Genomic DNA, 25,875 nt, shown 5'->3' with positions numbered 1-25,875 from the left:
AAGTGCATTCACAATAAGTACTGCAGTAACAAAAAATGTTACACATTACTCCGTAAATCTTTCAGCATCCAGACAGGGCAAGAACTGTGCCCGGTACATCCCATCGGAGCATCTAAATATTCAAAACCTGATTTTTTATATAATTTTTGTGCTGCATGCATAAAGGGCATCGTTTCGATATAACATTTATCAAAACCAAAATCCCTGGCCTGCTGCAAACATTTCTCCATCATAACACTTCCAATTCCCAAACCGCGGGTTTCAGGCAAAAAGTACATTTTTTGCAATTCACAAATTTCAGGATCTCCATTTTCCAAGGGTGCGATTCCGGCACAACCCACAATTTTATCTTCACTTTCCACTACATAATACACCGATTGTGGTTTATTATATTCTTCAAACATTAAATCTAAGTAGGGATCTTCGTAAGCAGTTCCTGTTTTTGGAATTTCCATTTCGTCAAAAACCGCTCTTATTAATGCAGCAACTGCCTGATTGTCTTCTTTTTTAATTGCTCTGATACTCCAATTTTCCATTTTCTTTATTCATCTTATAACTACAAAAGTAAAAATAGTTTTCCGATAGTTTTCTTAACGGGACGGTAAACTCAAAAATAACTACTTTTGCAGGGTGAATACAGAAGAGAAATACATAAAACGCTGCATTGAGCTGGCCAGAAATGGCTTCGGAACGACCTATCCAAACCCTATGGTAGGAAGTGTAATTGTTTACGAAGACCGGATTATTGGTGAAGGCTGGCATAAAAAAGCCGGAGAACCGCATGCAGAAGTAAACGCGATTCGGTCTGTGAAAGATAAATCGTTATTAAAAAAGGCTACTATTTATGTGAGCCTGGAACCCTGCAGCCATTTTGGAAAAACACCGCCCTGCTGTGATTTAATTATTGAACATCAAATCCCAAATGTAGTAGTCGGAACTGTTGATCCCAATGAAAAAGTGGCCGGAAGAGGAATAAAAAAAATTATCGAGGCCGGCGCGAAGGTGACCGTTGGCGTTCTCGAACAGGAATGCAACGAACTCAACAAACGCTTTTTTACCTACCATCAAAAAAAACGGCCTTATATTATCCTGAAATGGGCCGAAAGTCAGGATGGCTTTTTAGCCCCTGAAAAAACAGGACATCAGGACCGAAAACCGGTTTGGATTACCAACCCGTATTCCAGACAACTGGTACACAAATGGAGAAGCGAGGAACAGGCAATTTTGGCGGGAACGCAAACCATTATTGATGACAATCCGAAACTGAACGTTAGGGACTGGAGCGGCAATAATCCGGTTCGAATTATTTTGGATCAGAATAACCGAATTCCCGAAGACAGTTTTATTTTTGACAACAGTGTTAAAACGATTGTAATTACAAATTCTGAAATTGCCAGCGAAAAAGAAAATCTTACCTTTGAAGCAATTGATTTTAATCAGAATATCATTCCTCAAATTATTGACGTTTTATATCGAAATCAAATTCAGTCTGTACTGATTGAAGGAGGTTTAAGAACCCTGCAGACTTTTATAGATGAGGATATTTGGGACGAAGCGAGAATCTTTAAAGGAAAAAGTTTATTTGGAAAAGGAACGAAAGCTCCCTTTTTATCCGGGAAAATATCAGGCAAAATCAATATTGAAAACGACGAACTAACACGAATTAGAAATCATGATTGATACTATAATTTTTGACTTTGGTGATATTTTTATCAATTTAGACAAACAGGCTACCATTTCAGGATTGCAGCAATTAGGCCTGACCGAATGGAATGCTGAACTGGACCGTCTGAATCTTTTATTTGAAACCGGTGACATTTCGCATGATGAATTTATTGAAGGTTTTCAAAAAGAACTTCCGAATGCTTCAAAGGAAGAGATCCTAAAAGCATGGAACGCCGTTTTGGCCGATTTTCCATTGTACCGATTAGAATTCCTGCAAATGCTTTCCAAAAAATACAGGTTGTTTTTATTGAGCAATACGGATTCTATTCATATTGAGACTTTCGAAAATAAAAGCGGCATTTCTTTTTACAGCGATTTTTACCAGTGTTTCGAAAAAGTGTATTTTTCATTTGAAATTGGAAAACGAAAACCAAATGCTGATGCCTTTCAATATTTAATCAACAAACATGAGTTATCCCCAAAACGAACTTTATTTGTAGATGATAAAAAAGAAAACACGGATTCTGCCTCCGCATTGGGCTTCCACGTATGGAATTTACAGGTAGGAAAAGAAGATGTTGTGGATTTGTTTGATAAAAAAATATTATAGTTATTCTTTATTTTTGCCACAGATTAAAAGATTAAAAGGATTTATTTTTCTTCTTTCAATTTGTTTAGCAATAATCTGTGTGAATCTTTTAATCTGTGGCAAAAAAAACTTTAGATGTTTCTGACGCTAAATAGTCGGGCAACTATTCAATATAATTAAGAAAATTTACTTTTGGAATACAACGACACTTTTCAAACCATTGCTTTTGAGTCAGAAGAAACCTTATTTAAGGAAAAAGGAAGTAAATTCTTTGGCTACGCTTTTCCTATAGAAACCGAAGACGAAGTAAAACCCATTATTGAAATCTTAAAAAAACAACATCCGCACGCCGTACATTTTTGTTATGCGTATCAACTGGGTATAGCTCCAAACCTCTCTTATCGTGCCAATGATGATGGCGAACCAGGTAATACAGCCGGCGCCCCGATCTACGGTCAGATACAGTCTTTTGGCTTGACTAATGCCCTTGTTGTAGTGGTTCGTGTTTTTGGCGGTGTAAAATTGGGTGTGGGCGGATTAATTGCCGCCTACAAAACCACGGCACAAATGACGCTTGAAGTCTGTGAGCTAGTCGAAAAAACAATCGATGTTCCGTTTTTAATCTCTTTTGACTATAAAAACATGAATAAAGTGATGCGCGTGATCAAAGAGAAAAAGCTGGATATCGTTTCTCAGGAAATGGAAATGGATGAAAATTCGGGAATGCCAATTGGCAAAATCGTGATAAAAACACGAAAAAAAAATGCTGAAACAGTATTCAGCATTTTTGATTTAATGTTTGAAATTGACATCAAATTTATCTAAATTAATAGAAAATCCAGTGCCTTTTTAACAATTATAACAAGGTTTTAAACAACTCCAAAATATAATCCGGAGGGGCAGTCGGGCGACCTGATTTTAACGAAATAAATACTAAAATAAACACCGCAGTTGTTAATAACTCGTTTGCTTCATTATAGATCTCGCAGTCGAATTCGATCTTGACGGAAGATTGACTTTTGAAAGTCGTATGAATCGTTAACAGTTCATCATAACGTGCCGATTTTTTGTAATTAATCTGCATTGAAACAATCGGCAATCCAATTCCGCTTTCTTCCATGCTTTTATAGGAAATCCCTTTATCTCTAAGCCATTCCACGCGTCCTATCTCAAAATAAGGAACATAATTTCCGTGATATACAACTCCCATTTGGTCTGTTTCAGAGTAACGAACCCGCACTTGAGTTTGATGATTTTTCATTATTTATATATTAAAAAAAATTAGTTTTTAAAAGTCTCCTTACAACATTTTTTTATAAAATTAGAGCCCAAATTATTTTTTTTTACAGAAATTTGTTCACATATTTGTTATCCCGAAATTCGGAATAAAATCGCTCCATTTTTATTAGGAGAATCTTTATCAATAATAAAAAATTTATTTGAATCTATGACTAAAACTGCTCAATCGGTATGGGAAAACTGTTTGTCCTTTATAAAAGACAATATTCAAGACCAGGCATACAAAACCTGGTTCGAACCAATCAAATCAGTTGAGCTAACCGACAACGCGTTATATATTCAAGTACCAAGTAAATTTTTCTACGAATGGTTAGAAGAACACTACGTTAAATTATTGAAAGTTGCGCTTACCAAAGAACTGGGAAAAAACGCAAAGTTACTCTATAAAATCAAAATGGAAAACACTTATGGTAATAAACAGCCGTTTACTGAACAGCTGCCAAGTGCCAACAGAGTGCCGATGAAACCGCAAGAGGTTGATGCTCCGTTTAAAAACCTAAATCCGGAACTTAAAAATCCGTTTGTAATTCCCGGAATCAGAAATTTAAAAATTGAGTCCCAGTTAAATGCGAACTATAGTTTTGACAATTTCCTTGAAGGAGATTCCAACCGTCTGGCCCGTTCTGCGGGTATGGCAGTAGCCAACAAACCCGGAGGAACATCCTTTAACCCCTTATTAATTTTTGGCGGAGTTGGTTTGGGAAAAACACACCTTGCACATGCAATAGGTGTTGAAGTAAAAGACAAATACCCTGAAAAAACGGTTTTATATATTTCTGCCGAAATTTTCACACAACAATATATTGACTCGGTAAAAAAGAATAATCGTAATGATTTCATTCACTTTTATCAGTTGATCGATGTTTTGATCATTGATGATGTTCAGTTTTTATCCGGAAAATCGGGAACTCAGGACGTTTTCTTTCATATTTTCAATTATTTACATCAAAACGGAAAACAGGTAATCCTAACTTCTGACAAAGCTCCTGTTGATATGCAGGATATTGAGCAGCGTTTATTGTCCCGTTTCAAATGGGGATTATCTGCCGAATTGCATCAGCCGGATTACGAAACGCGTATTTCGATCCTGAAAAACATTCTGTACCGAGATGGTGTAGATATGCCGGAAGACATTATAGAATATGTTGCCCGTAATATCAAAACCAACGTCAGAGAACTGGAAGGTGCTATTATTTCGTTAATTGCACAATCTTCTTTCAACAAAAAAGAAGTTACAATTGAGCTGGCCAAAAGCGTTGTAGAGAAATTTGTTAAAAATGTAAAGAGAGAAATCTCTATCGATTATATCCAAAAAATTGTATCCGATTATTTTCAGCTGGATATCGAAACACTTCAGTCAAAAACCAGAAAAAGACACGTTGTTCAGGCAAGGCAACTGGCGATGTTTTTTGCAAAGAAATTTACTAAAGCTTCTTTGGCAAACATTGGTTCACAAATTGGAGACCGTGATCACGCTACTGTATTACATGCTTGTAAGACAGTTGACAATTTAGTTTCCACAGACAAACAATTCAAAAAATTTGTCGAAGACATCAACAAAAAACTAACGCTATAAACGCGAGTCATGCCAGTAAAAATTTTAATGGTTTGTTTGGGGAATATTTGCAGGTCACCTTTAGCCGAAGGTATTTTAGCATCAAAATTACCTCAGGATAAATTTATTGTTGATTCAGCCGGAACAGGATCCTGGCATATCGGTCATGCTCCCGACAAACGTTCGATTGAAGTGGCTCAGAAAAACGGCTTATGCATTCACAACCAAAAAGGAAGACAGTTTAAAACTTCTGATTTCGACGAATTTGATTATATCTATGTTATGGATAATTCAAATTACCGCGATGTGATCCATCTGGCTAAAACTCCCGAGCACAAAAATAAAGTCCACCTTATTTTAAACGAATTATTTCCGGACGAAAATGTAGATGTACCGGATCCGTATTTTGGAGCAGCACATGGTTTTGATAATGTATACCAGATGTTAGATGAAGTAGCCGAAATCATTTCTGAAAAACTAATCAAAGCCCATCCTTAATTCATTCTTTTCATTTTTTCTTTTAAAGAAATCGTGGAAAGAAATTCCTACTTTTACAAAATCCGTTTTATCACTTAAAAAAACGCACATGAAACTTCCAGGAAAATTATATTTAATTCCAACCACAATGGGCGAAAGCGATCCGATGGATGTTTTGCCGCAAACTGTAAAAAGAAGTATCGAACTTATAGATTATTATATTGTTGAAAACGACAAAACGGCCCGAAAATCCATAAAAGCAGTATATCCAGAAAAGAAGCAATCGGAACTTGTTCTTTTTACCCTTAACAAACGAACTGAACCAAGTGAACATTTAGAGTTCATAAAACCATTGTTAGAAGGAAAAAACATGGGTTTAATGAGTGAAGCCGGATGTCCCGGAGTGGCAGATCCCGGAGCAGTAATCGTTAAGCTTGCTCATGAAAAAGGAATTCAGGTCATTCCGCTGGTTGGTCCTTCTTCCATTTTGCTGGCCATGATGGCTTCCGGAATGAACGGGCAGAGTTTTACATTCAATGGGTATTTGCCTATTGACAAAGACGAGAAAAAATCGGCGTTAAAGTATTTTGAAAAGTTATCCCAGGATAAAAACCAATCCCAGCTTTTTATTGAAACCCCCTACCGAAACAACAAATTGGTCGAAGATATTTTGCAGATTCTAAATCCTGCCACACATCTTTGTATCGCTACCGACATCACCTTACCAACCGAATTCATCAAAACGATGCGTATTTCGGACTGGAAGAAAATCAAAGTTGATTTGCACAACAGACCAACTATATTTATCATTCATAAAATGTAAACTAACTTTAAAACCATTTATAATGAAAAAGTTTCTATTCCTGATTTTGATTTGTTTTGCGCAGTTTACATTTTCACAAACTGGAAAAGATCGCGGAAAACCTGCTGTAGCACCAACAAACACTATAGCTAATGAAAATCTCATCTATGCTATTAACGGAATAGACGCAAAGCCGGAATTTCCGGGGGGCAGTACTGAGTTTACCAATTTTCTGGAAAAGAATTTTATAAAACCCGCCGACAAACCAATAGTAAAAGGAAAAATCCATTTTACTTTTATTATCGAAAAAGACGGTTCTTTAAGTGATATAAAGATACTAAGGGATCTTGGTTCCAATACGGGAGACGAAGCGATTCGTGTTTTAAAATTAGCTCCAAAATGGAATCCCGGCAAACAGCATGGTAAAGAAGTCCGAACTTTAAATGGCGGCTTTATCACGATCAGGTAATACGCTCTCCTATTGCACTCACCAAGTTTTTAAACAACAAACTTTCCCATGAGTAAACTTCCAAATGTAACGACCAGCATCTTTACGGTCATGTCAAAAATGGCTGCCGAATACAATGCCATCAATCTTTCGCAGGGATTTCCTAATTTTCCTGTTGACGAAAGACTGACCGATATTTTGGCCCGGTTGACCAAAGAAAATGTACATCAATATACACCAATGGCCGGTTATCCGCCATTGATGCAAGAGATTGCGAAGTTAATTCAGAGTTCTTACAACAGAACCATCAATCCTGATTCAGAACTTTTAGTTACGGCGGGCGCAACACAGGGAATTTTTACTTCAATTTTAGCTTTGGTAAAAAGCGGTGATGAAGTTCTTATTCTGGATCCTAGTTACGATTCCTACGAATCTCCGGTACTTCTTTGTAATGCAAAACCGGTTCGTGTAGCTTTAAACGATAATTATACGCCCAATTGGGAAACGATTGAAAAAGCCTGCTCCCCAAAAACAAAGATGATTATCATCAATAATCCGCACAATCCGACAGGAAAAATTTTAACGGCAGCTGATTTTACAGAATTCGAAAGAATACTTTCCAAATATCCGGAGATCCTCGTTTTATCGGATGAAGTTTACGAATACATTACTTTCGAAGAAAAACACATTTCAGCACATAGCAAAGATTTTCTTTTAGATCGCTGTATTATGGTTTCCTCTTTCGGGAAGTCATTTCACATTACAGGCTGGAAAATTGGTTACACCATTGCGCCTGAATACCTGATGAAAGAAATTAAAAAGGTGCATCAGTTTTTGGTTTTTAGTGTCAACAGTATTTCTCAGGCTGCCATCAGCCAGTATTTAGAAGTTGTTGATGTAAACCTGCTTGGAAAATTCTATCAGGAAAAAAGGGATTATTTTCAAAAACTGCTACAAAACAGCCGCTTTGAATTGAAACCATGTGAAGGAACTTATTTTCAGGTAGCCTCTTATGCCAACATTTCAAATGAGGACGATGTGACATTTTGTAAAAATCTAATCACCGATCATGGGGTTGCTGCGATTCCGATTTCAACTTTTTACTCCGACCATAAAGATCAGAAATTAATCCGTTTTTGCTTTGCCAAAGACGATTTTACCTTGGAATCTGCTGCAAAAAAATTAGGTAATATATAAAGTTTATCAAAATTTTATAACATTATTATGCGTGCATCCTATTTATTTATTTAATATTGTAATAAAAAGAAAAAAAATATGAGCTATACAGATAAAATGTTAAGAGATGACGCTTTAAAGGGTAAAGTCATTGTAGTTACAGGCGGCGGAAGTGGTTTAGGAAAAGCAATGACTAAATATTTCCTTGAACTAGGAGCTCAGGTAGCAATTACTTCGAGAGATTTAGAGAAGCTCAAAACTACTGCAACAGAGCTTGAAAGCGAAACTGGCGGAAAATGTTTACCGGTTCAGTGTGACGTCCGTCATTATGAAGAAGTAGAAAATATGCTTCAGGAAGTTTTGAAAGCTTTTGGCAAAGTAGATGTACTTTTGAACAATGCGGCCGGAAATTTCATTTCCCCAACAGAGCGATTATCTGCAAATGCATTTGATACTGTTATAGATATCGTACTAAAAGGTTCCAAAAACTGTACACTCGCTTTTGGTAAACACTGGATTGACACCAAACAGACATCAGCTACCATTCTGAATATCGTGACCACTTATGCCTGGACAGGTTCTGCCTACGTAGTACCAAGTGCCACTGCAAAAGCAGGAGTTTTAGCCATGACAAGAAGTCTTGCCGTAGAATGGGCCAAGTACGGAATCCGTTCTAACGCTATTGCTCCGGGACCGTTCCCGACAAAAGGTGCCTGGGACAGATTGTTACCCGGAGATTTAGCCGAAAAATTCGATATGGCCAAAAAAGTGCCATTGAAACGTGTCGGCGATCATCAGGAACTGGCCAATCTGGCTGCTTACCTGGTTTCTGATTTTTCTGCTTATGTAAACGGTGATGTCATCACAATTGACGGTGGTGAATGGCTTAAAGGTGCAGGACAATTCAATTTACTCGAAGCAATTCCCGAAGAACTTTGGGATCAGCTTGAAATGATGATAAAAGCGAAAAAGAATAAGTAAATAAATAATGTGCTTACTAAATTCAGAATATTTTCAAAAATTATACTGATTGCACTAAATCCCGATGGCGTTGCTGTCGGGATTTTTTTATGCTTTCTTACTTCAACCATATAAGTTATGTAAGTTCATTTTAGCTTTGCGCATATTTATTTCCGAAACTTAGTATTTACTGATTTAATCCGGAATTACCCAATAAATTACAGCTATAACTAAACACAGAGCTAAAATGAACTTACATAACTTATATGTTTTAAATACACAGTACGCATCGTTTAAATAAATTATATGTTTAGATATAATCCACTTAAATTATTATTTTTGCCGGACAAATATATAATAACAAATTTATGCTCATTATTGGAATTGCAGGAGGAACAGGAAGTGGAAAAACAACGGTAGTACACCAAATCATGAACGAATTACCACATACAGAAGTTGGTGTAATTTCCCAGGATTCATACTACAAAGAAACCACTAATCTATCATTTGATGAAAGAGCATTAATTAATTTTGATCATCCGCGTGCTATTGATTTTGACTTACTGGTCAAACATTTAAAAGCGCTTAAAGCCGGAGAAACAATAGATCAGCCTGTTTATTCATTCATTCAGCATAACAGAACCGATGACACGGTTTCTACGCATCCCAGAAAAGTAATGATTGTTGAAGGGATTCTGATTTTGACCAATCCGGAGCTTCGCGATCTTTTTGACATTAAAATATACGTTCACGCTGATTCTGATGAAAGATTAATCCGTCGTTTGAAACGTGATATTTCAGAGCGCGGACGTGATATCGATGAAGTTTTAACACGTTACCAAAACACCTTAAAACCTATGCATGAGCAATTTATCGAGCCATCAAAAGCTTTTGCTGACATCATTATACCAAACGACAAATACAATACTGTCGCCATTGATGTAGTCCGGGCAGTAATAAATCAGAGAATTTCATAATTTTTATTGTAAATTTATTCCATAATCCTGATAGCTATCGGGACCCGCTTTCGCCTTTATCTTTTTATGTCTGTTGCTACAGACATAAAAAGAATATCGGGGCTAAAAAAGAAATCAAATTATAAGTAATAATCGTTTAAAGTGAAAATTAAAATAACAAATCCGTATAAAGGCAAATCCTGGTTCAGGTTTCTGGGCAATAAATATGTTTGGGTATTACTGTTTTTTGTTGTTTGGATGTTATTTTTAGACAATTATTCCTATTTTGACCATCGTTTTTTAGACAATCAGATCAATGAGCTCGAAGACAATAAAAAATACTATCAGGAGGAAATTAAAAAAGATCAGGAACAAATCAAGCAACTGAAAAATCCGGAACAGATCGAAAAATATGCCCGTGAAAAGTACTTTATGAAAAAAGACAGCGAAGACATATACATCATTCAATTTGAAGGAGATACTATTCAGGATAATAAAGAATAATCAGAAAAAACACCCAATGGCGACTACCCTATTCGACGATTTTAGTCCAATTTCATCCAAACAGTGGAAACAAAAAATTCAGTTTGAACTGGATGGAGCTGATTATAACGAAACTGTAATCTGGCATTCTCCTGAAGACATTCAGGTAAAGCCATTTTATCACAGCGACGAATTCTCAAAAGCAGCTGATGTACAGACAAAAGCGGCCGATTTTAAAATCTGCCAGAACATCTTTGTTTATGATATCGAAAAATCAATTCAAAGAGCTTTAAATACTATCGAAAGAGGCGCTGAAAGCCTTCGTTTTACAATAGAAAACGAGAAAACAGATATTCAGAAACTGTTAGAAAATCTTCCTTTAGAAAACAGGATCGTTTACTTTAATTTGAAATTTATTTCAATCGATTTCGTGAAATTATTAGATACAATTTCAATACAGAAAAAAAGTACTTTTTATTGCAATATCGATCCCATTGGCCATTTTGCACGCGAAGGAAACTGGTTTACCACAACTGACAAAAATAATTTTGAAACTATTGATTTCATTTCAAAAGCAACTACAAATGTATCTTTGATTAGCATTGATTCCGGTCTGTATCAAAATGCCGGTGCCAATATTACACAACAAATTGCATATAGTTTAGCGCATGCCAATGAATATTTCAATCGTCTGGCTACTCTTCCGAAACAAATCGTTTTTGAAGTTTCCGTTGGAACCAATTATTTCTTTGAAATTGCAAAACTTCGTGCGTTACGAATGCTTTTCAAATTAATTGCCAGTGAGTACGATCCGGAATTAGAGTGTCATTTAGTAGTCACCCCGACAAAACGCAACAAAACAATTTACGATTATAATGTCAATATGCTCCGTACCACAACCGAATGCATGTCGGCAATTCTGGGCGGTGCTGATGCCGTTGCCAATTTACCTTATGATTCCTTATACCACAAAGACAATGAATTTGGGGATCGAATCGCCAGAAATCAATTGTTGGTTTTAAAGCATGAAAGTTATTTCGACAAAGTAAATAATCCTGCCGACGGAAGTTATTATATCGAAAGTTTAACGATGCAGCTGGCAGAGAAAAGTCTGAATCTCTTTAAAGACATTGAAGCCAATGGAGGTTTCCTGAAACTTTTAAACGACGGAACCATTAAAAAGAAAATCCAGGAAAGCGCTGCTAAAGAGCAGGAATTATTCGATTCGAAAAAAGAAGTTTTGCTGGGAACGAATAAATATCCAAATAAAGACGACAAAATGAAACATGATCTGGAATTGTTTCCTTTCGTAAAAGTAAAACCCCGAAAAACATTAATTACACCCATTATAGAAAAAAGATTAGCTGAAAAACTGGAACAGGAACGTTTAGAATTAGAATAATCATTTTTCAAAGTAATTAATAAAAACTACTCAAAAGAGTATTTACATGATAAGAAAAGACCTTACACATATAAAGTTAGAAGTTAAAAGGGAGAAGTCAGAAGTTGATTCGCAAGATCAATTGGCTGGCGACAACTTTGTAACTGCTGAAGGAATTGAGATCAAAAAAACCTATTCTGAAAAGGATATCGAAGATTTAGAGTTTTTGGATTTCGGAGCGGGTTATGCACCCAATTTACGTGGCCCGTATGCCACCATGTATGTCAGACGTCCCTGGACGATTCGTCAATATGCAGGATTTTCCACCGCAGAAGAAAGCAATGCTTTTTACAGACGAAACCTGGCCGCCGGACAAAAAGGTCTGTCAATTGCTTTTGACCTGCCTACCCATCGCGGTTACGATTCCGATCATGAACGTGTAGTGGGCGACGTTGGTAAAGCCGGCGTAGCCATCGATTCTGTTGAAGACATGAAAGTGCTCTTTGATCAGATTCCGCTGGACGAGATGTCTGTTTCTATGACCATGAACGGTGCCGTTTTACCTATTATGGCCTTTTACATTGTCGCTGCTGAAGAACAGGGAGTTGCCATCGGAAAACTTTCGGGCACGATTCAGAATGATATTTTAAAGGAGTTCATGGTACGTAATACCTACATCTATCCGCCAACTCCTTCCATGAAAATCATAGCCGATATTTTTGAATTTACGAGCAAGAAAATGCCGAAATTCAATTCGATTTCAATTTCAGGATATCACATGCAGGAAGCCGGTGCAACAGCCGATATTGAACTCGCTTATACGCTCGCAGATGGCTTGGAATATATCAGAACAGGTCTTTCAACCGGAATGACCATTGATGAATTTGCGCCACGATTATCCTTTTTCTGGGCTATCGGAATGAATCATTTTATGGAAATTGCCAAAATGAGAGCCGGAAGAATGATCTGGGCCAAACTGATTCAGCAATTCAATCCGAAAAGCGATAAATCTTTAGCACTACGAACACATTGCCAGACAAGCGGCTGGAGTTTAACAGAACAGGATCCTTTTAACAATGTAGCCCGTACCTGTATTGAAGCAACTGCAGCAGCTTTTGGCGGAACACAATCCCTGCATACCAACGCACTCGACGAAGCCATTGCGTTACCAACTGATTTCTCTGCCAGAATAGCGCGAAATACGCAGATTTTTTTACAGGAAGAAACCAAGATTACCAAAACAGTTGATCCCTGGGCTGGCAGTTATTACGTCGAAAGCCTGACCAATGAAATTACGGAAAGTACCTGGAAACTCATTCAGGAAGTCGAAGAGCTGGGCGGAATGACAAAAGCGATTGAAGCCGGCATTCCAAAACTGCGAATCGAAGAAGCGGCCGCCAGAAAACAGGCTCGAATTGACAGCGGACAAGATATAATTGTAGGCGTAAACAAGTTCAGGTTAGAAAAAGAAGATCCGTTACATATACTGGATGTCGACAACCAGATGGTTCGTAAACAACAGATAGAACGTCTGGAAGAAATAAAATCAAAAAGAGATACTGAAAAAGTAAATCAATCACTGGAAAAATTAATCCTTTGTGCTAAAACCGGACAGGGCAATTTACTTGAAATTGCTGTCGAGGCGGCAAGAAACAGAGCAACTTTAGGCGAAATCAGCGATGCTCTGGAAAGTATTTTCGGAAGGTTCAAAGCGCAAATTAAATCCTTTAGCGGTGTGTATAGTGCAGCAATAAAAAATGACGAAACGTTTGAAAAGGCAAAACAACTCGCAGATGCCTTTGCAAAACAAGAAGGAAGACGCCCCAGAATTATGATTGCCAAAATGGGCCAGGACGGACATGACAGAGGCGCAAAAGTAGTAGCAACAGGTTATGCCGATGTTGGTTTTGATGTCGACATAGGACCCTTATTTCAGACACCTGCCGAAGCGGCCAAACAAGCAGTGGAGAATGACGTACACATTTTGGGTGTTTCATCACTCGCCGCGGGACACAAAACACTGGTGCCGCAGGTAATTGAAGAACTTAAAAAACACGGCCGTGAAGATATAATGGTAATTGTCGGAGGTGTGATTCCGGCACAGGATTATCAATACTTGTTTGATGCCGGAGCAGTGGCTGTTTTTGGTCCGGGAACCAAAATTAGTGAGGCGGCTATCAAAATTCTTGATATTTTAATTGACTAAAAATGTAACCATAAAAAAAACCTGCTTTTTACAGCAGGTTTTTTTATAAAGTTTACACTTTATTAATCGTTAATTGTAGCATTACTATCTGCTTCAATAAAAGAAAGATCATAACCTCCGAAGGCTTTCATATAACTTCTTAGTGAAGTCCCGTAAGCATCTCTGAAACGCCTGTTTCCTCTGTTTTTAAAGAAGTTTTTTACTGAACCTGCGCCTCCAAGATGTGCAGCTGCCAAAATTCCGGATTCCGTAATTTCAACACCATTAATAACTTTTCCCTCATACTTTTCAATTTCATTGCGTAAAATCCATTTGTTTTTAGACAGTAACGCAATAAAAGCTTTTTCTTGTAAAGCAGGATCTTTGAGGAAAGCTTTGTCATTGTGAATACCAATAGCTCTTAAAGCTTTAGAACCAAACTGGTATTTACCCATGTACCCTAAGGAATTAACCAGCCGGTATTTTCCCTGGGATTCTTTAAAAGCAACTGCTTCTTTGAACCCGATCAGATGATTTCCGGTGTATGGGATGTTTAAATTTAAATTAGGATAATCATCCTTTTCTTGAGATGGAAGTAAGTATTCGGATCCATCCATTTTTTCGATTAAAAACCACGGTTTGGTTTTTAGATTAAAGGGTTTAAAACCCAGGCTTAAAAATGTAATAATAACAATCAAACTCGAGTAAAAGTACCATTTCTTTATCATAAATTGTTTTTCTTCAAAACGCTGTCACCTTTTTGAAATTTCTACGGTGCAAAGATAAAAAAAATTGTAATTATACTAGTAATCAGTATTTTAGCATTTTTAAAAATAAAGCGCATGTGCTTTAAGCCCTTTATTGGCGGAGTATTCCAAAGTTGGGGCAGGAATTTTAATCGTGTTCAAAACGGAAAAAATAGTTTTCAAAAAATGCGATTTTGTGTTAATTTTAGCTAAATCAACGTCAAAACTAAGAAAAAACTTACGGTATCTTTCCGGATTTTTGACCGAAACCGGAATTTCATTTTGTACATTTCCGAATAACATTCCCTCAGCTCCATATCCAAAAGCTACATTCAGCCACTTCGGAATTTTTGATTCTTTCGCAAAAGAATGAAGGTTAACAGAAAGCCAATACGTTTGTCCGTTGTAGTCTTTCAGGATCTGTTCGTTTAGCGAACTTCCCAGTTTATCAGGCCTTCTGTCAGCATAAGAAGTGGTGTGAAAAGAAAACTTAGGTGTAATACGTTGTTCTTTCCAAAGTAATTGCTGAGACACATATAAGGCCGTTCCCGTCGTATTCGCAATAATATCTCCCGAAGAAGCTCCCCACTCGGAGGAATAACCATCGAAAACTTCAACAGCGGCTAAAAAAACAAAACCAATACCGGCACCGTAAACCAATTGCTTATTAGCATCGGTACCGCTCCAGTTCAGGGCTTCGGCGCCAAATCTTCCTAAATGATAAGCGGAATAAAAGTGCCCGACCTTATCCATTTGAAGCCATTCCTTATTATCATTTATAAAATGAAATTTAGACTGCGGATAATCGGCGTACCAAATCTGATTCAAACCAATTAAGGTAGCTGAAGCTAAAGCAGCTTCAGTTACGATAACTGTATTTTGTCTTTTTAAATTTAAAGTATCTGAAGGCGTTAAAAAGGTATCGATTTTACGCTGAGCCTTCATCAATTGAAAATTCAAAAAAAATAAAATCAATAAAATTGGGACATTTTTTAAATTCAAAACTATCTTGTTACTCCCTGACCGGCAATCCAGTCTGAATATTTTTTGGCGTTAATGGTATGCTGTTCGTAAGTAGAAGCAAATTCGTGGTATCCGAAGCGTTCAACACTGGCACAGAAATAAATATAATCGTGTTTTTCCGGATTTAAAACGGCTTCCAGCGCTGTAATATCAGGCATTGCGATTGGTCCCGGAGGAAGCCCCACATTTACATATGTATTATAAGGAGATTTCATGATCAGGTCGTTATAGAAAACCCTTTTGATTACCTGGTCAAAATCATTCGATTTTAATTTCAGGGCATATATTACGGTAGGGTCAGCCTGTAAAGGCATTGCCAGACGCAAACGGTTCAGATAAACACCGGCGATACGCGGTCTTTCGTCTTTTTTAACGGATTCTTTATGAACAATAGAAGCTAAAATGGTAACCTGAACCGGAGTTAAACCCTGTGCTTTTGCTTTTGCAATTCTGTCAGCTGTCCAGAAATTATGATATTCCTTAATCATTTTATCACGGAATTTCTCTGCAGAAGTATTCCAGTAAATTTCATAGGTATTCGGAATGAACATGGCGAAAACATTCTCTTCATTAAAGCCATTTTCTTTTAAGAAAGTAGAATCCTTAATGGCTTTCATCAGCGATAAACTGTCTGCTTCAATCTCAGATCCAACTCTTCCTGCAAAATTTTCCAGACGCTCCTGATTGTTAAAGGCTAATTTCACAGGCACATTAGAACGCATCGCTCTTACCAGATCAATATTATTCATGTCTTTTTTAAGTAAAAAACGACCTGATTTCACATTTTCAGGATAGCTTCTCTTATTGGCTACCATTTCAAAATTATCGAAATTTTTAATGTAAGGCGCTACTATCTTTTTAACATCTGTATAATTAGCTCCGGTCGGAACATATACGTATACTTCTTTTTCTTCGAATTTAGTATTGGAACTGAAAATTCTACTAATCAAAATGAATCCGTAAATCATTAAAACTGAAATTACGGCTACGGCAGTTAACGTGATTATTTTTTTTATAGTCAAAGCTGAAATTTTAAAGTTATTTGTTAATTAATTGAAATATTGCTTCATCCTGATACTGGTTATTTTGCAAAATCCAATCTTTTTTAATTCCTGTTTCCTTAAAGCCAAATTTAGTAAAAAGTGCTATACTAGCTACATTTCCTACATTAATATTTGCATATAATTGATGCAGGTTTAAATTATGAAAAGAGTATTTAATTAATAATCCCAGTGCCTCAGAACCAACCTTTTGGTTTCTGTTGTCCATATTCTGAATGACAATTCCAATTCCCGCCCTGTTATTTTTCGGATCAAATTCAAATAAATCAATCAATCCGATAGCCGGAAAATCTTCATCCTGACAGATCGCCAGCCTTAATTGTTTGGCTTCGTAAATATCCTGATGCGCATTTTCAAGATATTGGCGCACCAAAAATCGGCTGTAAGGGGTTTGTGTATTACTGACTTCCCAAATACTCTGGTCGTTTTCCATTGCATACACAAACTCCAGATCATTAGGTTCTAATGCGCGCAGGTAAACGGAATCTCCTTTGAGTGTAATCATTTTAGACTTTAGATTTTAGACTTTAGATTTTGGAATTTGGAATTTAAAAAATCGAATTTTATACTTCTATCGTTCCTTTAAAAACAAATTTTGCAGGTCCGGTTAAGAAAACATTGGTATAGTGTTCACCGGTTTTATCAAAAGAAACCACCAGCTTGCCGCCTTCTACATTCAGATTAATAGATGTTTTATCCGTCTGACCAATGGCATTCATGGCAATAGCAACGGCTGTAGCACCGGTACCACAGGCAAGGGTTTCGTCTTCAACTCCTCTTTCGTAAGTACGAAGTGAAAAAGTACCATCATCTACTTTTTTTACAAAATTAATATTGCTTCCCTTTTCTCCATATAATTCACCGTAACGAATGGCTGCCCCGTTGTCCTTAACATTATAATGTTCTAAATCATCCACAATTTGCACGTGATGCGGAGAACCCGTATTTAAAAAAGTATAAGCCTCTTTTTTCTGAATTTCATCCACATCAATCATTTGCAAAGAAACAATAGCATCATCCCCTACTGAAGCATGGTGCAAACCATCAGTGGCTATAAAAGTGGTTTTATCGTCAATAACCCCTAATTGATTCGCAAAAGCAACCAGACAGCGGCCACCGTTTCCACACATCGAACTTTGGTTTCCATCTGAATTATAATATACCATTCTAAAATCGGTTTCAGCGTCATTTTCAAGTAGAATAAGTCCGTCAGCACCAATTCCGAAACGCCTGTCACACAAGCGCTCGATTAGTTTGATATTGTCTTTAGGAAAAAAGCCGGAACGATTGTCAATCATCACAAAATCATTCCCTGTACCCTGATATTTATAAAATTCTATCTGCATTTTTATTCGGTTAAGAAGTACAAAAGTACAAACTATTAATTAATGAAATGTTAATCATTGTTAAAGAGCGTTAAACCATTTTTCCACATAATTTTTTCAATTAATTTTACGTTAAATAACTTAAACATAAATTCTAATTATGAAAAGATTTTCAGCCTTATTTTTAGTGTCATTATTAAGCGGCGCTATTACCCTTGGTGCTTACAAGTTATTATTTGAAAGCAGCAATTCTTTTTTTGGAAAAGGAAATTCTGTTGTAACCCTTGCTCCGGATTCCTACGGTAAAAATGTTGCACTGTCTGCTGAAACTGTCGATTTTACCGCTGCGGCCGACAAAACAATTCATACTGTTGTACACGTTAAAAATGTCTCGCGACGAACTGTAAGTAATCCGATGATGGAATTTTTCTACGGTTACGGAGGACAACAGCAACAAGAACAGGTCGGAACCGGTTCGGGTGTTATTATTTCTGAAGACGGTTATATTGTAACCAATAATCACGTGATTAAGGATGCCTCAGAAATTGAAATTACCTTAAACAATAAAAAATCATATCCGGCCAAACTTATTGGTACTGATTCAAAAATGGATATCGCATTATTAAAAATCAATGCTGATGAAAAACTTCCGTACACCGCTTTTGCAAATTCTGATTCTGTAAAAATTGGTGAATGGGTTTTAGCCGTTGGAAATCCGTATAATCTGACTTCAACAGTAACAGCTGGTATCGTTTCGGCGAAAGCCAGAAATCTGGACACTAACGGAATTCAGTCCTTTATCCAGACCGATGCTGCCGTAAATCCCGGAAACAGTGGTGGCGCACTGGTAAACACCAGAGGCGAATTAATAGGTATTAACACTATGATTTCATCAATGACAGGATCTTATGTTGGATACTCTTTTGCTGTTCCTTCTAATATTGCCCGAAAAATTATCGAGGACATTATGGAATTTGGAAATGTTCAAAGAGGAATTTTAGGTGTTGAAGGTCGCGAATTAAATAGTAATGCATCAAAAGAATTAAGTATTTCGGAAACAGAAGGGTTTTATGTCAATAAAGTTTCAAAAAATTCCGGAGCAGAAAAATCCGGACTTAAGGAAGGTGACGTAATTATAAAACTGGACACTCAAAAAATCAGCTCATATGCAGATCTTTCGGGTTACATCAATACAAAGCGCCCAAATGATGTAGTAAATGTAACTTTTATTAGAGATGCAAAAACCAAAGTAGTTCCCGTAACTTTAAGCAAAAATGAATTTTACAGTGCTGAATTTAAAGGAATAGAGCTAGAAAATATTGATGCTGCCGATAAAAAGAAATTCCGAATTGATTACGGAGTAAAAATTAGAAGTATAACAAATGAAAATCTGATGCAATATCAGAATGAGCTGCAAGGCAATATTATTTTAAGTATTGACAATGTAAAAGCGACAAATGTTGAAACTGTTTCAAAACTTTTGAAACAAAAAGACGAAGGACAAAGTGTACGTATTGAAATGATCAATAAAAACGGAGAAATCCTTAGGATTATTATCTAAAATTAGTCTCAGTTTTAGTTACAGTCTCAGTCAGCCGCTGTGAATGAAAATTGAAAATTTGGATCAAAATGACAACTTCAAAAGCCATCTTAAAAAATAAGGTGGCTTTTTTATTTTCAAAAATAAATGCCAAAATAGTTTACGAAATCGATTGAAATGGATACTTTTGCGCAAAATTTTAAAATAGGACCCTATTTATTTTTTCAAATTTTTAATTATGAGCAAAAAAACTTTGTACCAAAAAGAAGTATCACTTCAAGTCGACCGAAGGAGAGCTGGTGTCGAATTAATTAAAATCATAAGTGATTTATGGTATGACAAATCCATCGAAATGGTGCTGTTCAAAAATCAATTATTGGATAAAAATGTCAGCGATATTATCAACCTGCATCAGTATGCGGGAGAATTTGTTGGCAAACCCATTACCATTTTTGATTCTGTTGAAATCGCTCAGGTTATTTTATCATTAGATCTTCCTCCTGCAAAATTAGATTTAGGAAAGCTAACGTACGAGTATCGTCTGGAAGATGAAAAATATCCCGATGCCAGATATTTTGTCCTGGACAAATTGAAAAAAGCAAAATCATCAGAAGAAATTCAGCCCAAAGACGTAGTGCTTTACGGCTTTGGAAGAATCGGCCGATTATTAGCACGAGAGCTAATGTCAAAAACCGGAAAGGGAAACCAATTGCGACTGAGAGCGATTGTAACCCGTGACACAAATGATGTTAATAGCTTAGAGAAACGAGCTTCTTTATTACGCTATGATTCCATCCACGGAGATTTCCAGGGTTCTGTGACCACTGACCCAAAAAACAATGCTTTGATCATCAATGGCACTACCGTTCATATGATTACGGCAAATTCCCCTGAAGAAATAGATTATACACAATACGGAATCAATGATGCATTGGTTATTGACAACACCGGTGTATTTACCACCGAAGCAGCTTTAAAAAGACACTTAACCTCAAATGGGGTCAGCAAAGTTTTACTAACAGCTCCAGGAAAAGGAGTTCCTAATATTGTTCATGGTGTCAATCACAATGATTATAATCCGGATGAAATTAATATTTTTTCGGCAGCATCCTGTACTACAAATGCTATTACACCTGTTTTGAAAGCTATTGAAGACACACTGGGAGTTGTGAAAGGCCATTTGGAAACCATTCATGCGTATACCAACGATCAGAATTTAGTTGATAATATGCACAAAAAATACCGCCGCGGAAGGGCTGCTGCTTTAAATATGGTTATTACAGAAACCGGAGCAGGAAGTGCGGTAGCAAAAGCATTACCTTCTTTGGAAGGAAAATTAACGTCCAATGCGATAAGAGTTCCTGTGCCAAACGGTTCACTGGTAGTCCTGAGTTTAGAAGTGAAAAAAGCAACAAGCATTGCCGGGATTAATAAAATAATGAAAAAATACGCGCTGGAAGGAGAATTGGTAGAGCAGATTAAATATTCCCTAAACAATGAATTAGTTTCATCGGACATTGTTGGAACATCAGCTCCAGCCATTTATGACAGCAATGCTACCATTGTGGCTAAAGATGGGAAAAGCATAGTGCTCTACATTTGGTACGATAACGAGTATGGCTACAGTCATCAGGTAATCCGTTTAGCCAAGTATATTGCCAAAGTAAGACGGTTTACATATTACTAATATAAACCAAAACCAATTATTGCTAAAAACCATCAGGTATTCCTGGTGGTTTTTTGTTTTATTATATCGGCAAAACTGTCGTACTCTTCACTTCCGAAATCACAAAAACCGTATTGATCAGAGAAACTTCCGGTAAAACAGATAATTTTTTCTGGTGAAAATGATGATAGCTTTCCATATCCGGAATGATAATTTTAAGCATATAATCAAAGTTCCCGGAAACATAATTACATTCGACTACTTCAGGTAAATTCAAAATAGACTGATTAAAACCTTCCGAAGTATCATAAGTTTGTTTAGTCAAGGTAACCTGACAATAAACCGTAAGATTATTTCCTAATTTTTTCTTGTTCAAAATCGACACATACTTCTCAATAACTCCCTCTTTCTCAAGACGTTTCACCCGATCATGAACCGGAGTTAAGGATAAATTGATCTTGTTTGCGATGTCTTTTAAGGTGTAGTGCGCATCTTCCTGCAAAAGACGTAGGATTTTTTTGTCAGTTTCATCTAAAGCCATAACGAAAACGTTTTAAATTTTGATTGAAAATAAGTCATTTTTTCTTTTTTGGAAGATGAAACCATTTCCAAACAGAATATTTTTCTGTAAAAGTACTAAATAAAATAATATTTTCTTATTTATCAGCTAATTATCAATAATATATTCTCTAACTGTAAATTTGTAAAAACAATTTCAACAAACAAAAAAATATAACGATATGATAATAGGTGTTCCAAAAGAAATCAAGAATAACGAAAATCGTGTAGCATTAACTCCGGCTGGTGTTTCTGAAATGAAAAAACACGGACATGTAGTTTACGTTCAGGCAACTGCAGGTTTAGGTAGTGGTTTTGCCGATAGTGAATATGCAGATGCAGGTGCAACCGTTTTGGCAACTATCGAAGAAGTATATGCCATTGCTGAAATGATCATTAAAGTAAAAGAACCTATTGCTTCTGAATATCCATTAATCAAAAAAGATCAATTACTTTTTACATACTTCCACTTTGCTTCCTCTGAAGAACTGACTCATGCCATGTTGGAAAAAGGAGCAGTATGTTTAGCTTACGAAACTGTTGAAAAAGCAGATCGTAGTTTACCATTATTAGTTCCAATGTCTGAAGTTGCAGGTCGTATGGCTATTCAGCAAGGAGCCAAATACCTTGAAAAACCATTAAAAGGAAGAGGAATTCTTTTAGGTGGTGTTCCGGGTGTACCACCGGCAAAAGTTTTAATACTTGGTGGAGGAATCGTTGGAACACAAGCTGCAAAAATGGCTGCTGGTTTAGGAGCTCAGGTTACAATTATGGATTTAAGCTTGCCACGTTTACGTCAATTAGACGATATTATGCCGGCTAACGTAAATACAGAAATGTCTAATCATTATAACATTACAAGAGCAATTGCTGACGCAGATTTAATTGTGGGTGCTGTTTTAATTCCAGGAGCAAAAGCACCTCACTTAATTACTCGTGACATGCTAAAATTAATGCGTCCGGGAACTGTTGTTGTTGACGTTGCGGTAGATCAGGGTGGTTGTATCGAGACTTGTACCCCAACAACTCACGAGAACCCGACTTTTATTATTGATGATATTGTTCACTACTGTGTAGCGAATATGCCAGGTGCTGTTCCTTACACCTCTACTTTAGCTTTAACAAATGCAACTTTACCATACGCATTGCAATTAGCAAACAAAGGATGGGAAAAAGCTTGTGCTGAAAATGAAGAATTGAAAAAAGGATTAAATGTTGCAAACGGAAAAATCCTTTACAAAGGAGTTGCTGAAGCCTGGAATCTTCCTTTTAACCAAGAATTAGTGTTAGCAAACGCATAGTGCTAACATTAAATAAGTGCTTACTAAAACACTAAATGTAAAAGGCTTTTCTTAATTGAAAAGCCTTTTTTTTATGATGCACAAAAATTTATAAATGTAAAAACTGTTATTTTTTAGTAGAAATTATTTCTTTCTCCTCTAAAACTTCCTGCAGTACTTTAGCTTCAGTTCCATTCGGAAAAGCAACCTTTATTTTTTGGGCAATTGTAGGTGCAATTTCAGTTATTGCTTTTTTATCATAAGATTCTCCTTTTTTGATATGCCATCCGTAGAAAATTGCAGGGACATGCGTATCATAACTGTAAGGCGTTCCATGCGAGGTTCCAGTAGTTGAATATTCAATATCACCCGGTTTGTCGATAATAACCAAATCTCCGTTCTGAGTCACATCATAACCTTTTGCTACAAAGTTTAAGTAATAATCATTTCCGGAATTAGCCATTACGTCTTCTTCTGTATACACTTTTTTGACTTGTGGCTGTGCCATTAGAAAATCTTTAAAAGCTTTTTTAACATTTATCAGATCCAATCCCTTTTCTTTAATGATTTGTTTATTGAAGAATACATTAAAGTTAGAATAGTTTAAAATCAAATCTGTTCCGAAAGTTTTAATCGAAAAGTCCTGCATGCTTTGCTTAACGTCTTTTGAAGGATAATTATCAACATTATACTTATGATCTTTTAAATAGATTACGTTTTCAGCACCGGCATGATCAGCAGTCAGGAAAAGCAAATAATTATCTTTTCCGACCGTCTTATCCAGATAATTTAAAAAGTCAGCAATCGTTTGGTCCAGTCTCAAATACGTATCCTGAAGCTCCATAGAACGAGGTCCAAGTAAATGGCCTACGTAGTCTGTAGAAGAAAAACTCACTGTCAGGAAATCGGTATTATTATCTTTACCTAAGTTTTCCTTTTCAACTGCTTTCATAGCAAACTCTGCCAGTAAATCGTTCCCGTACGGAGTAGCCCTTAAAATACCCGCATCATTCTTCTCATACATTTTTTTCAAATCATACGGAAAAACCGGTGCCAAACTGCCATATAATTTTCCTTCATACGGATTGTTATCAGGCAGACTTTCATTATAGGTAGCTGCTGGTTTATATAAATCCCAACCTTTATTAATATAGGTTAAATAATGTTTCTCATTGTTAAACTGAGTAACCCATTCCGGCAGTTTATCCCCATAAAAAGTACTTGAAATAAAGGAACCTGTCTTACTATACCAAAATGCCCAATTTGCAAAATGTCCTGCAGGTAAAATTGCACCACGGTCTTTTAAGCTAATACCAATCACCTTTCCGGTAAAATTGGTAGCCATTCTTACTTCATCGGTAATTGTAGTACTTTGCAGGTTTTTAGGAGACATTGCACCTTCTTCAACAGTCCCATCTCCCAGGGTTTTAACAGATGCATCATCAGTACAATATATATCTTTCCCAAGAGTTCTGCTAAACCATTCATTGCCTACAATTCCATGAGTTGCAGGTGTAGTCCCTGTATAGATAGAAGCATGCCCCGGAGCAGTATACGTTGGCATATAATTATAATGCATATTTTGAAAAGTATATCCATTATCCATTAATCTTTTAAATCCGTTTGGAGAAAAATCATCAGAAAACCGATATAAATATTCCATTTTCATTTGATCCACTACAATACCTACAACTAATTTGGGACGTTGTTGAGCACTTAAATTTGAGATAACAAATAATGTCAACAATACAATACTTTTTTTCATATGTAAATTATAATATTTAATACAAAAATACAGATTCACATTTAGATAGGCTAACCCGCCATAATTTAAAACCTAAAATTGATTATAATTTAACAGAATCTCAACCTGGTCTATCATCATATATTTCATTTGGGCGTTGCCCTCCGGGCCGGGCTCTTCGCTAAATCTTTTGCGGGATTGCTTTGGGATTGCTACGTCAGGACTTTGGGGGTTCCCCGCAAAAGGATACCGCTGCGATCCCTAACGCACTGAGGTATAAATACAAAATTCCAATCCTAATAGCTATAGGGAAAAGGTCCAAATTCCAATACTTGCCGCATAGCCTTTGGGTAACTTGCTAATCTAACCCTATTGCAAAGAACTTTTACGGCCCTTGCGGCTAAATTCATCCAACAAAATCATTTCTTAATACATTATCAGCTATTACATCTGGGCGTTTCCCTTCGGGCCGGGCTCTTCGCTAAATCTTTTGCGGGAGTGGTTTGGTTGTTACGTCAGGACTTTGGGGGGTCCCCGCAAAAGGATACCGCTGCGATCCCTAACGCACTGAGGTATAAATACAAAATTCCAATCCCGATAGCCATCGGTACAAAGCCCCAAATTCCAATACTCCCTGCACAGCCTTTGCGTACCTTGCAATCTAACCATATTCCAAAAAACCTTTGCGCCCCTTGCGGTTAAAATCCACGGATCAATATAAATACAAAATTCCAATGCCGATAGCTATCGGGAAAAGTTCCAAATTCCAATACTTCCCGCACAGCCTTTGCGCACCTTGCAATCTAACCGTATTCCAAAAAACCTTTGCGGCCCTTGCGGTTAAAACACCCACAACTACAAAACAAAAAACCCCGTTTCGTTAGAAACAGGGTTTTTAAAAGAAAGGCGACGACCCCCGATAGCTATCGGGGCTCCCACATAATTACAGTACTTTG

At 36.7% G+C, this 25,875-nt stretch carries 25 protein-coding genes; 16 read left to right on the top strand and 9 right to left on the bottom strand.

The window, feature by feature from the left end; all coding sequences use genetic code 11:
• Positions 1-38 precede the first annotated feature (38 nt).
• A complete protein-coding gene (locus tag D0817_RS17380) occupies positions 39-536 on the bottom strand; it encodes a GNAT family N-acetyltransferase (protein WP_127339645.1) in 498 nt (165 codons plus the stop codon).
• A gap of 94 nt (positions 537-630) precedes the next feature.
• On the opposite strand from D0817_RS17380, the gene ribD reads away from it, so the two are divergent.
• From ribD to D0817_RS17365, 3 genes are all read left to right on the top strand, one after another.
• On the top strand, positions 631-1,680 hold the full coding sequence (gene ribD / locus D0817_RS17375) for a bifunctional diaminohydroxyphosphoribosylaminopyrimidine deaminase/5-amino-6-(5-phosphoribosylamino)uracil reductase RibD (protein WP_127339644.1): 1,050 nt from the start codon (positions 631-633) through the stop codon (positions 1,678-1,680).
• Complete coding sequence (locus D0817_RS17370) at positions 1,673-2,275, top strand: HAD family hydrolase (RefSeq protein ID WP_127339643.1); 603 nt, start codon at positions 1,673-1,675, stop codon at positions 2,273-2,275. Before ribD ends, D0817_RS17370 begins: the two co-directional genes overlap by 8 nt.
• A 171-nt stretch (positions 2,276-2,446) precedes the next feature.
• Positions 2,447-3,079 carry an IMPACT family protein gene (locus tag D0817_RS17365; protein ID WP_127339642.1) on the top strand — a complete coding sequence of 211 codons (633 nt, stop codon included), beginning with the start codon at positions 2,447-2,449 and terminating at the stop codon, positions 3,077-3,079.
• A gap of 31 nt (positions 3,080-3,110) precedes the next feature.
• On the opposite strand, the gene D0817_RS17360 is transcribed toward D0817_RS17365, so the two are convergent.
• Positions 3,111-3,515 (bottom strand): acyl-CoA thioesterase, encoded by a 405-nt coding sequence (locus tag D0817_RS17360; RefSeq protein WP_127339641.1) that lies wholly within the window; start codon positions 3,513-3,515, stop codon positions 3,111-3,113.
• A gap of 186 nt (positions 3,516-3,701) precedes the next feature.
• Between D0817_RS17360 and dnaA the strand changes: the two genes are divergently transcribed.
• The 10 genes from dnaA to scpA all read left to right on the top strand — a co-directional run bounded on the left by dnaA (position 3,702) and on the right by scpA (position 13,997).
• A complete protein-coding gene (gene dnaA, locus D0817_RS17355) occupies positions 3,702-5,129 on the top strand; it encodes a chromosomal replication initiator protein DnaA (protein ID WP_029272655.1) in 1,428 nt (475 codons plus the stop codon).
• Between the two features lie 9 nt (positions 5,130-5,138).
• Positions 5,139-5,606 (top strand): low molecular weight protein-tyrosine-phosphatase, encoded by a 468-nt coding sequence (locus D0817_RS17350; RefSeq protein ID WP_127339640.1) that lies wholly within the window; start codon positions 5,139-5,141, stop codon positions 5,604-5,606.
• A gap of 88 nt (positions 5,607-5,694) precedes the next feature.
• Positions 5,695-6,408 carry an SAM-dependent methyltransferase gene (locus tag D0817_RS17345; RefSeq protein ID WP_127339639.1) on the top strand — a complete coding sequence of 238 codons (714 nt, stop codon included), beginning with the start codon at positions 5,695-5,697 and terminating at the stop codon, positions 6,406-6,408.
• 22 nt (positions 6,409-6,430) lie between these two features.
• Positions 6,431-6,856 carry an energy transducer TonB gene (locus D0817_RS17340; protein ID WP_127339638.1) on the top strand — a complete coding sequence of 142 codons (426 nt, stop codon included), beginning with the start codon at positions 6,431-6,433 and terminating at the stop codon, positions 6,854-6,856.
• A 48-nt stretch (positions 6,857-6,904) separates the two neighbouring features.
• On the top strand, positions 6,905-8,032 hold the full coding sequence (locus D0817_RS17335; RefSeq protein WP_127339637.1) for a methionine aminotransferase: 1,128 nt from the start codon (positions 6,905-6,907) through the stop codon (positions 8,030-8,032).
• Between the two features lie 78 nt (positions 8,033-8,110).
• Positions 8,111-8,992: an SDR family oxidoreductase gene (locus D0817_RS17330; protein ID WP_167470957.1), complete on the top strand. Its 882-nt coding sequence runs from the start codon at positions 8,111-8,113 to the stop codon at positions 8,990-8,992.
• A gap of 347 nt (positions 8,993-9,339) precedes the next feature.
• Positions 9,340-9,948, top strand: a complete 609-nt coding sequence (udk, locus tag D0817_RS17325) for a uridine kinase (RefSeq protein ID WP_127339636.1) — start codon at positions 9,340-9,342, stop codon at positions 9,946-9,948.
• Between the two features lie 147 nt (positions 9,949-10,095).
• A complete protein-coding gene (locus tag D0817_RS17320; RefSeq protein WP_127339749.1) occupies positions 10,096-10,431 on the top strand; it encodes an FtsB family cell division protein in 336 nt (111 codons plus the stop codon).
• A 16-nt stretch (positions 10,432-10,447) separates the two neighbouring features.
• Positions 10,448-11,812 (top strand): methylmalonyl-CoA mutase subunit beta, encoded by a 1,365-nt coding sequence (locus D0817_RS17315; RefSeq protein WP_127339635.1) that lies wholly within the window; start codon positions 10,448-10,450, stop codon positions 11,810-11,812.
• Positions 11,813-11,858: 46 nt separating this feature from the next.
• Complete coding sequence (gene scpA, locus D0817_RS17310; RefSeq protein ID WP_167470956.1) at positions 11,859-13,997, top strand: methylmalonyl-CoA mutase; 2,139 nt, start codon at positions 11,859-11,861, stop codon at positions 13,995-13,997.
• A 62-nt stretch (positions 13,998-14,059) separates the two neighbouring features.
• On the opposite strand, the gene D0817_RS17305 is transcribed toward scpA, so the two are convergent.
• The 5 genes from D0817_RS17305 to dapF form a co-directional block, all read right to left on the bottom strand.
• Positions 14,060-14,704 carry a peptidoglycan-binding protein LysM gene (locus D0817_RS17305; protein WP_127339634.1) on the bottom strand — a complete coding sequence of 215 codons (645 nt, stop codon included), beginning with the start codon at positions 14,702-14,704 and terminating at the stop codon, positions 14,060-14,062.
• A gap of 99 nt (positions 14,705-14,803) precedes the next feature.
• Positions 14,804-15,667 (bottom strand): DUF2279 domain-containing protein, encoded by an 864-nt coding sequence (locus tag D0817_RS17300; RefSeq protein ID WP_167470955.1) that lies wholly within the window; start codon positions 15,665-15,667, stop codon positions 14,804-14,806.
• Between the two features lie 59 nt (positions 15,668-15,726).
• On the bottom strand, positions 15,727-16,767 hold the full coding sequence (gene mltG, locus D0817_RS17295) for an endolytic transglycosylase MltG (RefSeq protein WP_127339632.1): 1,041 nt from the start codon (positions 16,765-16,767) through the stop codon (positions 15,727-15,729).
• 16 nt (positions 16,768-16,783) lie between these two features.
• Entirely contained in the window at positions 16,784-17,311 is a 528-nt protein-coding gene (locus D0817_RS17290; RefSeq protein WP_127339631.1) for a GNAT family N-acetyltransferase, read from the bottom strand.
• Positions 17,312-17,369: 58 nt separating this feature from the next.
• Positions 17,370-18,152 carry a diaminopimelate epimerase gene (gene dapF, locus D0817_RS17285; protein ID WP_127339630.1) on the bottom strand — a complete coding sequence of 261 codons (783 nt, stop codon included), beginning with the start codon at positions 18,150-18,152 and terminating at the stop codon, positions 17,370-17,372.
• A 139-nt stretch (positions 18,153-18,291) separates the two neighbouring features.
• On the opposite strand from dapF, the gene D0817_RS17280 reads away from it, so the two are divergent.
• Positions 18,292-19,692, top strand: a complete 1,401-nt coding sequence (locus tag D0817_RS17280; RefSeq protein ID WP_127339629.1) for a trypsin-like peptidase domain-containing protein — start codon at positions 18,292-18,294, stop codon at positions 19,690-19,692.
• Positions 19,693-19,909: 217 nt separating this feature from the next.
• Positions 19,910-21,358, top strand: coding sequence for a glyceraldehyde-3-phosphate dehydrogenase (locus tag D0817_RS17275; protein ID WP_127339628.1), 1,449 nt, complete (start codon positions 19,910-19,912; stop codon positions 21,356-21,358).
• A gap of 61 nt (positions 21,359-21,419) precedes the next feature.
• Here D0817_RS17275 and D0817_RS17270 read toward each other — a convergent pair whose 3' ends face one another.
• On the bottom strand, positions 21,420-21,878 hold the full coding sequence (locus tag D0817_RS17270; protein ID WP_127339627.1) for an Lrp/AsnC family transcriptional regulator: 459 nt from the start codon (positions 21,876-21,878) through the stop codon (positions 21,420-21,422).
• 199 nt (positions 21,879-22,077) lie between these two features.
• Here D0817_RS17270 and ald point away from each other — a divergent pair, with 199 nt between their 5' ends.
• The gene (ald, locus tag D0817_RS17265; protein ID WP_127339626.1) at positions 22,078-23,196 is read left to right on the top strand and encodes an alanine dehydrogenase; all 1,119 of its coding nucleotides are present in this window, start codon (positions 22,078-22,080) and stop codon (positions 23,194-23,196) included.
• A gap of 106 nt (positions 23,197-23,302) precedes the next feature.
• Here ald and pafA read toward each other — a convergent pair whose 3' ends face one another.
• A complete protein-coding gene (gene pafA / locus D0817_RS17260) occupies positions 23,303-24,940 on the bottom strand; it encodes an alkaline phosphatase PafA (RefSeq protein ID WP_127339625.1) in 1,638 nt (545 codons plus the stop codon).
• Between the last annotated feature and the right edge of the window lie 935 nt (positions 24,941-25,875).

Source organism: Flavobacterium cupreum (genome assembly GCF_003996965.1).
Lineage (GTDB): Bacteria > Bacteroidota > Bacteroidia > Flavobacteriales > Flavobacteriaceae > Flavobacterium > Flavobacterium cupreum.
This window is presented reverse-complemented; position numbering and strand designations above follow the sequence as displayed.